The organism is Vibrio sp. V10_P2A27P122 (assembly GCF_963874335.1).
Classification (GTDB): Bacteria; Pseudomonadota; Gammaproteobacteria; order Enterobacterales; family Vibrionaceae; genus Vibrio; species Vibrio anguillarum.
On the sequence record NZ_CAWNHY010000111.1, the window covers coordinates 61742 to 72051 of the forward strand.

Annotated in this window: 9 protein-coding genes; 4 read left to right on the forward strand and 5 right to left on the reverse strand. The window is 44.2% G+C overall.

Annotated elements, in window-relative coordinates; genetic code table 11:
- Positions 1–84 precede the first annotated feature (84 nt).
- The 3 genes from frsA to AACQ17_RS06085 all read right to left on the reverse strand — a co-directional run bounded on the left by frsA (position 85) and on the right by AACQ17_RS06085 (position 3220).
- Positions 85–1332: an esterase FrsA gene (frsA, locus tag AACQ17_RS06075; protein WP_094166235.1), complete on the reverse strand. Its 1248-nt coding sequence runs from the start codon at positions 1330–1332 to the stop codon at positions 85–87.
- Positions 1333–1420: 88 nt separating this feature from the next.
- Positions 1421–1885, reverse strand: a complete 465-nt coding sequence (gene tet(34), locus AACQ17_RS06080) for an oxytetracycline resistance phosphoribosyltransferase domain-containing protein Tet(34) (RefSeq protein WP_010320141.1) — start codon at positions 1883–1885, stop codon at positions 1421–1423.
- A 39-nt stretch (positions 1886–1924) separates the two neighbouring features.
- Complete coding sequence (locus AACQ17_RS06085) at positions 1925–3220, reverse strand: NCS2 family permease (RefSeq protein WP_019282317.1); 1296 nt, start codon at positions 3218–3220, stop codon at positions 1925–1927.
- 886 nt (positions 3221–4106) lie between these two features.
- Between AACQ17_RS06085 and AACQ17_RS06090 the strand changes: the two genes are divergently transcribed.
- The 4 genes from AACQ17_RS06090 (at position 4107) to AACQ17_RS06105 (ending at position 8277) form a co-directional block, all read left to right on the forward strand.
- Entirely contained in the window at positions 4107–5579 is a 1473-nt protein-coding gene (locus AACQ17_RS06090; RefSeq protein ID WP_094147591.1) for an aminoacyl-histidine dipeptidase, read from the forward strand.
- A 295-nt stretch (positions 5580–5874) separates the two neighbouring features.
- Positions 5875–6315 (forward strand): ATP-dependent zinc protease family protein, encoded by a 441-nt coding sequence (locus AACQ17_RS06095; protein WP_094147590.1) that lies wholly within the window; start codon positions 5875–5877, stop codon positions 6313–6315.
- Positions 6315–7220, forward strand: a complete 906-nt coding sequence (rimK, locus tag AACQ17_RS06100; RefSeq protein ID WP_010320145.1) for a 30S ribosomal protein S6--L-glutamate ligase — start codon at positions 6315–6317, stop codon at positions 7218–7220. Before AACQ17_RS06095 ends, rimK begins: the two co-directional genes overlap by 1 nt.
- Positions 7180–8277, forward strand: coding sequence for a succinylglutamate desuccinylase/aspartoacylase family protein (locus AACQ17_RS06105; protein WP_088718002.1), 1098 nt, complete (start codon positions 7180–7182; stop codon positions 8275–8277). Before rimK ends, AACQ17_RS06105 begins: the two co-directional genes overlap by 41 nt.
- A gap of 106 nt (positions 8278–8383) precedes the next feature.
- On the opposite strand, the gene AACQ17_RS06110 is transcribed toward AACQ17_RS06105, so the two are convergent.
- Both AACQ17_RS06110 and AACQ17_RS06115 read right to left on the reverse strand, forming a co-directional pair.
- The gene (locus tag AACQ17_RS06110; RefSeq protein ID WP_094147589.1) at positions 8384–9739 is read right to left on the reverse strand and encodes a sodium-dependent transporter; all 1356 of its coding nucleotides are present in this window, start codon (positions 9737–9739) and stop codon (positions 8384–8386) included.
- Positions 9740–9865: 126 nt separating this feature from the next.
- The coding region (locus AACQ17_RS06115; protein WP_141201450.1) for a GGDEF domain-containing protein at positions 9866–10310 on the reverse strand (445 nt) is incomplete at its 5' end.

Here is a 10310-nt window from a genome sequence, read left to right on the forward strand (position 1 = left end):
AATGTTAAGAACGATCATTATTTTTATTAATCATATGCTTGTTACCGCATACCAATATCATGCTTAACTAATTTAGTAGAAAAGTCACCTAAATAGCTCATCTTCTAACCACTTTATCGCTAAATCGAGGGATTGCTCATATCCTTGTGTAATTGTTTTGCTTTTTATCTGTTTCGCTTTGCCATATTCACTAAAAATTGCAACTAATTGATTATCCGAATAGGGTGAAATGGGATCACCTTCTAATCCTAAAGCCAAAATCGGAACTTTAGTTCGCCTACTGGTTAAAAAACCTTGCACTTTCAGTGACCACGCTCGCATCAACCCAGCAAGGCTATTAATATCCACCACGTCTTTACCTAAACGAGACGCCAGCACATCAATATACATTTTGGGCATTTTTTTCAATTTTTCTGGCGAAGCTAAAATATCGTGGATAGGTGCACCTAATGAAACACAAGCCTTGATTTTATCTTGCTCTAGAAAAGAGAGCCTGATCATGGAGTTACCACCAAATCGAAATCCAACAAGCCCCACTTTTCGATGATCAACCCAAGGCAAGCTTTCCAGTTCATTGAGTACGGCTTGATGCAGACATGAAGAATCTTCAGTTAAGGGCCAGTGGGAGCTATGACCTACGGAGGGCATATCAATGGTTAACATCGCAATATCTCTAGGCGCGAGATAATCTCTAAACAAACGCCACATATCCGTCTGCAAACTGTCTAAACCGGCGCTAACCAAAACGACCGGATGAGGCCTATCGGTATTGGGCAAATGCAAATTAGCGACTATTTTTTTGTTCTTATAGGGTACTTCAATCTGCTTAATCACATAACGAGTCAATTTGGCCGCTTCGTTATAAGCGCTGTTTGACAGTATCTGCGCCTGCAAGGATAAATTATCATTTTTTAGATGCGGATAACCAGCAATGCTAAAGCAGAGCGACGCGGAAAAAAGTTCATTGGCCGCCTCTTCGTCTTGCTTGTCATTAGCGCGCTTTTGGTGACGCATGCCCAGCTTAGTCCACTCGTATGCCCAGTTACCACTGTGATAGCCCATAACCGTATCTAACCAATCCGCTTCGGTTCGCGAATGTTTCGAAGAGGCAATGCGGGCGAGAACTTCTTCTTGCTCTACAGGATCAACACCTTGCCATATCCACTGTAAACGCCTGAGATTTCGATACCAAACGTACCCTTCTTGTTGTTTTTTAAGATCCAAAATTTCTTGGCTACTTGGCATATAGCGAATTAATGCCGAGGTTTCTTGAGCTTGCTTGTGTTTCTGGAACAAGGTTTCAGAAAGATTTTGGCTGTTAGATTCAGACATAAGTCGATTCAATTGAGAGCGGTGCTCTAATAGTAATAAAAAAAATGGCCCGATAAAGGGCCATTTTCAAATAAACGCAAGAAAAGCATTACTTTTGTTTACGGTTAATCGGTTCTGCGTATTGAATCGTCATATCCCATGGCTGCTCAATCCACGTATCTTGAGCAATATCCACAACATAATCATCTAACAAGCTTACGCCAGAAGGCTTCGCACACACCGCAATCAATTTCGCTTTAGGATACATTTCACGTAGCTTACGTGCGGTATCACCACTATCGACCAAATCTTCAACAATTAAGAAACCTTCGCCGTCACCTTCAGGTGCTTTGATCACTGTCATGTCACGCTGATGATCATGATCGTAACTTGAAATGCAAATCGTATCGACATGGCGAATACCTAATTCACGCGCCAATATGGCACCAGGAACCAGACCACCACGGCTCACCGCCCAAATACCTTTCCATTGCTCTGCAGGCATCTGTTTTTCTGCCAATTGACGACAGTAAGTCTGCATGTTGTCCCAAGTGATAACGAATTTATTGCTCATTGTTGTAAACCTAATTATTTAAATAATCTGTGTCGTTCATTACATTGCAGAGGCGATATACTTAAAGATGAAGATGGCTGACATCACCCACACACTCATCGATACACTGCGCCCTTTGCCACTAAATAGTTTGATAGCCGCATAAGCAATGAAACCAAGAGAAATACCTTCTGCGATAGAGAATGTCAGCGGCATTAATAAACAGGTAACGACGACAGGAGCCGCTTCTGTTAAATCGCGCCAATCAATACTGACCAAACCAGAAAGCATCAAAATTGCCACGTAAAATAATGCACCAGACGTAGCGTACGCAGGGATCATTCCAGCTAATGGCGAGAAGAATAATGCAAGTAAGAACAAAATGCCAACAACGACTGCAGTCAGCCCTGTGCGCCCGCCAGCAGCAACACCCGCCACACTTTCAATGTAAGAGGTTGTGTTTGATGTACCTAGCAGGGCACCGACTGACGTAGCAGTAGAATCGGCAAGCAATGCTTTATTTAGACGTGGGATTTTACCATCTTTGCCAATCAAATCTGCCTTTTGCGCCACACCAACTAAGGTGCCAGCCGTGTCAAATAGATCGACAAACAGAAACGCAAATACCACTGAAATCATACCCACTTCAAAAATGGCGGAGAAATCAAGCTGCAAAAAAGTTGGCGCAATACTTGGTGGTGCCGACATAATGCCATGCCACTGAACGTCACCAAACACTAAACCAAGGCCAGTAACCGCAAGAATCGCGATCATTACGGCACCCTTTAAACCACGATGAACCAAAGCAATCGTCAGGAAGAAACCTATCGCACCGAGTACAGCAGGAAGAGAAGTAATTGCGCCGACAGAAACCAAAGTTGCAGGGTTATCAACCACAATACCTGCATTTTTCAGGGCAATAAAGGCAAGAAAAAGTCCAATACCGGCCGAGATCCCCGTTCGTAATGACATCGGAATCGAACCGATGATCCACTCACGGATTTTAAAGATACTAAGAAAAATGAACAGCACACCAGAAACGAATACCGCCGCCAGCGCAACTTGCCATGTATATCCCATGCCGAGCACAACGGCGTAAGTAAAAAATGCGTTTAACCCCATACCCGGAGCCTGCGCAATTGGGTAGTTGGCAACAAAGCCCATGATGAAACAGCCAATAGCCGCCGCAAGACACGTAGCAACAAATACTGCACCACGGTCCATGCCGGCATCCGCTAAGATCGCAGGGTTAACAAAGATAATGTATGCCATCGTGAGAAATGTCGTTATTCCTGCGATAACCTCAGTGCGCACGTTTGTGCCATATTCACTAAGTTTAAATAGCCTTTCGAGCATGATCGAGTCCTATAAGGGTAAAAAGTAAACGGTTGCGTAATCGATTGGCTGTGGATTATAGAGAGATCAGATCACAAATTCCAGATAGAATTAAGGCTGTAATATGCTTTTATTAATGGCTTATGAACCTAGTCGCGCTTCATTTCTTCAAAAAGAAAAAGCGGATTTCCATATCGTATTGCCATTGAGCCGTAAAGGAAGTGCTGAACCTTGAGATAAAAAAACGCCACCTCATCTGAGGTGGCGGCGAATCATTTTAGCCAAACTGACTACAAAAAAATTCCAATATCTAGGGGGTGAACATACGGTTCAAATAACATGCTTAAAGTCTTAATAACCAAAGCTTGTTGGGTAAGCAAAGTTGCCAGTGTAAACAGACTTGTTTGTCCAGAACATTGCAGATGGTAAACCTTTCATAACTATCACCTTATAAAATCAATTGAACATAAATTTGATTTCTCGGTTCCATGGAGGCGATAAACGGACTCATCCTTTGAGCATTTTTTCTTCGCTTTCGAAGTTGGTTACAAATATACCACCAAGAAATTAAATTACAATATTTAGCGTGATAAAAATCACATAATTTTATTTTAATGATCTACATCAACAGATTTAAGTAATTAAATTACACAAATATCAGCAAAAAATGATTATTAGGCGGTAAGGGGAAGAATCTCATCGCCGATTGTGTCATCTCTTCTATACGCTACAGTCGATTTAATGTGACACCAATAAAACAATTCTCAAGCGGTGAGGCTACTCGCTGATTGTCGAGAGTGGTATGCTGTCCACCACTACAAGTCATGCTCAGATCTAGTCGATATCGCTACCAAAGAAACATTTCGCCTGTTCATGATCTGGCAAGCTCGAATAAAAGGAGTATTCCGTGTCTGAGTTCTATTCTGAAATCAGTAAATTGTCATCGGCACCCGTATGGCAATTTTTCGATAAAATCTGTTCCATTCCTCACCCGTCTAAGCATGAAGAAGCCTTAGCCCAGCACATCATCCAGTGGGCGACAGAGCAGGGTTTAGCGGTACGCCGAGATCCAACCGGCAACGTTTTCATAAAAAAACCAGCGACAGCTGGCATGGAACATAAGAAAGGTGTGGTTCTACAAGCTCATATTGATATGGTGCCGCAAAAAAACGAAGACACGCAGCACGACTTTGCTAAGGACCCTATCCAACCGTATATCGATGGCGAATGGGTAACGGCCAAAGGAACCACTTTAGGTGCCGATAACGGCATGGGTATGGCAGCATGTTTGGCTGTTCTCGCGTCAAAAGAGCTCAAGCACGGTCCTATTGAAGTGTTACTGACGATTGATGAAGAAGCGGGTATGACTGGTGCTTTCGGCCTTGAAGCGGGTTGGTTAGAAGGAGAGATCCTGCTCAATACTGATTCAGAACAAGAGGGCGAAGTATATATGGGCTGTGCTGGTGGTATTGATGGCGCAATGACTTTTAATATCCAACGACAAGCCATGCCTGCTGGTTACGTAACACATCAATTGATTTTGAAAGGGTTAAAAGGAGGTCACTCTGGGTGTGACGTCCATACTGGCCGTGGGAATGCTAACAAGCTACTGGCTCGCTTTCTTGCTAGTCACGCACAAGAACTTGATTTACGTTTGATCGAGTTTCGCGGTGGTAGCCTACGTAACGCCATTCCTCGAGAAGCGTTTGTCACCGTGGCCATTCCTGCCGAAAATGGGGTAAAACTGGATGAGCTATTTAGCTCCTATACCCAGCTAGTGAAAGAAGAGCTTGGACGCGTCGAAACGGGAATTGTCACTTTCAACAACCCGCAAGACAATGCGGAAAATGTCTTCGCTCTTGTTGATCAACAACGTTTTATTGCCGCATTAAATGCGTGTCCAAACGGTGTGATCCGGATGAGCGATGAAATTGAAGGCGTGGTTGAAACCTCATTGAATGTCGGTGTGATTACTACACAAGAAAACTCTGTGACTGTGTTATGCCTTATTCGTTCTCTGATTGATTCAGGTCGCCAACAGGTTGAAAGCATGCTCAAATCCGTTGCTGAGCTAGCGAATGCGGAAATTGCCTTTACTGGTGCTTATCCGGGCTGGAAACCAGATGCCGATTCAGAGATCATGGCTATTTTCAGAGACATGTACCAAGGTATTTACGGTCATAAACCGAATATCATGGTGATCCATGCTGGCCTAGAATGTGGTCTTTTCAAAAAACCTTACCCAGAAATGGATATGGTTTCGTTTGGCCCAACCATTAAATTCCCTCACTCACCGGATGAGAAAGTGAAGATCGACACAGTCGACCTTTTCTGGGAGCAAATGGTTGCCCTACTAGAGCATATTCCAGCGAAAGTTTAACCCACTCTGATGTCGAATTCTTCAACCAGCGTGTAATAGCAAGTTGATGAATATCTTGCTTTGGCAGCGGAATTCGGCATCAATCCTTACCTCTTTTTCTATCAATTAATTTTATCGATAAGGCAAATTAATTTCATTAGCGCACATTTTTTGTGACTGCTAGAGTTCGCCCCCTTGAAGTTCCTAGAGTTATTCACCACACTCTCTTCAAGCGATAACACCATTTAAAAGTTGTATCGGGGATGCGGCTACTCCTTAGCGGCGTCTTACATTCTCCAAAAATATTGAAACTGCGATGAAAGAAAAAATGATTGTCGGATGGCGAGAAACTCTCAGCCTTCCAGGGTTAGGTATTGATCAAATTAATGCCAAAGTCGATACCGGAGCCCGCACGTCGTGCTTACACGCATTTAAGGTAGAGAGCTTCATCAAGGAAGAGACTCTTTGGGTTCGCTTTTGGATCCACCCTGTGCAGCGCAATAATGACAAGGTCACAGTGTGCGAAGCTAAAGTCATTGATGAACGAATCGTCCGTGATTCCGGTGGCCATGAAGAGTCACGTTACGTTATTCAATCAGACGTCAGTTTGGGCGGCCAAACTTGGCCCATTGAAATAACGTTAACCAATCGCGAAAATATGGGTTTTCGTATGCTATTAGGTCGCACCGCAATGCACCGTCGAATTTTAGTTAATCCAACTAAATCGTTTTTAATCGCTTTCGAGGAGAGCAAATAATGAAAATTGGTATTCTGTCACGTAATGCTTCGTTGTATTCAACCAAGCGTCTGATTGAAGCGTGTAAAAGCCGTGGCCACCAAGTCAAAGTGATTGATGGGCTGCGTTGCTATATGAATATCAATTCTGAAAAACCCGAAATTCACTTTAAAGGTGAAGAGTTAGCGGGTTTTGATGCAGTCATTCCTCGTATTGGTGCATCCGTTACGTTTTACGGTACTGCGGTATTACGCCAATTTGAAATGATGGGGGTTTATCCCGTCAATGAATCTGTGGCTATTAGCCGTTCCAGAGATAAACTTCGCTCAATGCAGCTATTGTCTCGTCGCGGCATTGGTATGCCAATTACTGGTTTCGCCAGCAAACCCGATGATGTCAAAGACTTACTCGACATGGTCGGAGGAGCACCGGTAGTAATTAAATTACTTGAAGGAACTCAAGGCATCGGTGTAGTGTTAGCGGAAACACGCAAAGCAGCAGAAAGTGTGATCGAAGCGTTCATGGGCTTGAAAGCCAATATCATGGTGCAAGAGTACATCAAAGAGGCTGGTGGCGCCGATATTCGCTGTTTCGTTATTGGCGACAAAGTTATCGCAGCCATGAAACGGCAAGGTGCCGATGGTGAGTTTCGCTCTAACCTACACCGCGGCGGAACCGCCTCTTTGGTAAAAATCACCCCTCTAGAACGTAAGACGGCTATCGATGCGGCGAAGATTATGGGTCTCAATGTTGCGGGGGTGGATCTTTTGCGATCGGAACGTGGCCCATTAGTGATGGAAGTCAATTCATCGCCAGGTCTTGAAGGTATTGAAGCCGCTACTGGTAAAGATATCGCCGGGTTGATTGTCGAATTTATTGAAAAAAATGCGGCAACGAAAGGGACAAAAACACGTGGCAAAGGTTAGGAAAAACACAGCATTTCATTTCCTGGGGGATTCAGTTCCCCCAGGAACGCGCAAGGCAATGGAGCTAGAAGCGGCTAAGCTTTATACACACTCGCCACTCTCTATCCCTATCGAAATCATTAATGGAATATCCACTGGCCCAACCTTAATGGTCAATGCCGCCATCCATGGTGATGAACTGAACGGCGTTGAAATAGTCCGTCAACTGATCAACTCCATCGACCCGCAAAAACTAAAAGGGACACTGATTGTTGTCCCCATCGTCAATGCCTTTGGCTTTATTCATAAATCTCGCTACCTTCCTGATCGACGCGATCTCAATCGCTGCTTCCCTGGAAGTGAAACTGGCTCCCTCGCCTCTCGCATTGCACATACTTTTTTTTCCCAAGTCGCTTTACGTTGTGATTACATCATTGACCTGCATACTGGTGCTATTCATCGCACGAATTTGCCACAAATCCGCGCCGATCTCACTAATCCTGAAACCTTACGTATTGCCCAAGCATTTGCAACCCCAGTGATCATCGACTCTCCACTGCGTAATGGCTCGCTCAGAAGTGAAGCGGAGAAATCAGGCATCACAGTATTAACTTATGAAGCAGGTGAAGCGCTAAAATTTGAACCTATTGCCATCAATGCGGGTATTGTCGGTGTGAAACGCACCATGCAAGCCATTGGTATGATGCGCAAAAGTCGCAAGGCCGTACCGACATCGATCATCGCAAAATCAACCAGTTGGCTCAGAGCCGAAAGCGATGGCATCTTGCGCACTGTGGTGACGCTTGGTGACAAGGTCGAGAAAGGACAAGTGCTTGCCTATATCAACTCACCGCTTGGTCATGTCGAAGTCGAATTAAGAGCCAATAAGGGGGGTATTGTGATTGGCCAACAAACTCTGCCTCTTGTTAATGAAGGAGATGCCGTATTCCATCTCGCCTACTTCTCGCAAAGCGATGAGATGGTTGAGCAAGTCGTGGGCGATTTTATTGAAGAGGTCGCAGACAGCGATTTAGAACCTCTAACCACGGGACACTTGATGCCACCGTCGATGGTCTAAATAGTCGATAACTCTAAACAATAGAGACACAAAAGTTCAATAATAAAGCCCTTATTCAAAGGGCTTTATGCTGTCTAAGCGTGAGTGGGATGAAGAAAGTAACTCATTAACCGAACGAAGCCCAAATCACCGTAGCCACTAATACAGGGCAGACAAATTTCACGTACCAAGGCCAGATTTTACCAAACCAACCCAATTGGAACTCAGGGAAACCTTGCTCTAACTCTTTGACCTTCGCCTGACGACGCCATACCCAACCGCCAAATAGGCAGAACATCAGCGCTGCTGTCGGCTGCAAATATTGCGTCGCAACCGTTGCCACTAAGCCAAATAGCGCACCAAAGTTATAAACAATAACGACACTGACTAGCGCAATTAACGCGCCTAATACCCAGCTTGTTGGTGCGCGTTTCGTATTAAAACGCTCGCTGACTAAGGCTACAGGGCATTCCAGCATAGAGATAGAAGAGGTTAACGCGGCGATCGTCAGTAAAGTGAAAAATACGATAGCAAACACCTGCCCCATCCAACCAAGGCTATCAAACATCAATGGCAACACGGTAAAAACGAGCGTGTCTGAATTTAGTAAAGAACCGTCAGCGGCATAGATTTCCACACCTTTATGCATCGCAACAAACATCGCAGGCAACACAACAAGGCCAGCAATGAAAGCCACGGCAGTATCAACTAAAGTCACATTTAGTGCCATCTTCGGCAGGTTTTCTTGCTTACTCAGATAAGAGCCGTAAATCAACATCGAGCAGCCACCAATGGTTAATGAAAAAAAGCCTTGTCCCATTGCCGCCAGTAAAAGATGTCTGTCAAACACCTTTGAAAAATCAGGGACCAAATAGTGTTGTAAACCTTCCATCGCACCAGTTTGCATCATGATGTAAACAAACAGCACACCAAACAGTACAAACAATGCAGGCATTAAACGCGTTGACCATTTTTCAATCCCGTCTTTAACACCACCTTGCACGATTAGAATCGTCAAAATATAAAACACTAAGGTTCCGAATAAGTTACGCTCAACACTAAACCCTTTCAACCAAGCTGTGATTTCCACAAAACCCAATAACTCTGTCATCGCACCGAGTAAAAAGCAGATTAGCCAGCCACCGACGATGCTGTAAAACGCCAGTACCGCACTCGGAACACTCAAACCAATCCAACCGACAAAGCCACCGACCATTTTACCTAGTGGATGAGGCGTTAATGAGCGCATGCTATCAACAGGGTTTGCTTGCCCAAAACGGCCTATCGCCATTTCAACCACTAACATAGGGAAGGCAACGACCATGATCATCACCAAATAAACCAATAAGAATGCGCCGCCGCCGTTGCTTGCCGCTTGGGTTGGAAAGCCCCAGATATTACCTAGGCCAACTGCCGCACCCGCCGCCGCAAGAATAAAACCAAGACGTGAACCAAAATGTTCACGAGAATCAGACTGTGTCATACCACTCACACAAATATCAATAGACTAGTTAGCTAGTACGGTAATACAGACGATCAAATAGAGCAATTACACTGCTTATTTATTAAACAAGCATTGCAAAAATAAACAGAATTTACTGCGTAAAGATTATTGAACAGGCAATGTTAACGGGAGATTAGAGGTGAATTTTTGCACGAGATAACGACCTCTTCCTTGTGCTTTGACTGCATAAAGTGCTCTATCAGCCACATGAAAGAAATCTAGATAGTGATTCAACTGTGGGGTATCAATTTCAACCCCTCCAACGCTGATTGAAAGCGTCTTCTTCGCCGGGGAAAATTGGTGGGTGATGCGCAGCGATTCAACCGATTCGATCAGTCGTTTAGCATAAGCTTGACCATCAATTTCGATGTCGCTCGCCAAAACTACACAAAACTCTTCTCCACCAAATCGAGCAACCAGTTTTTCACCGCCAAAATCCAATTTTTTTAAGCTGGTCGCAACAGATTTCAATGCTTCATCACCCTCTAAGTGGCCGTAGTGATCATTGAACAATTTAAAATAGTCAATATCGATTAAAAACAATACGATA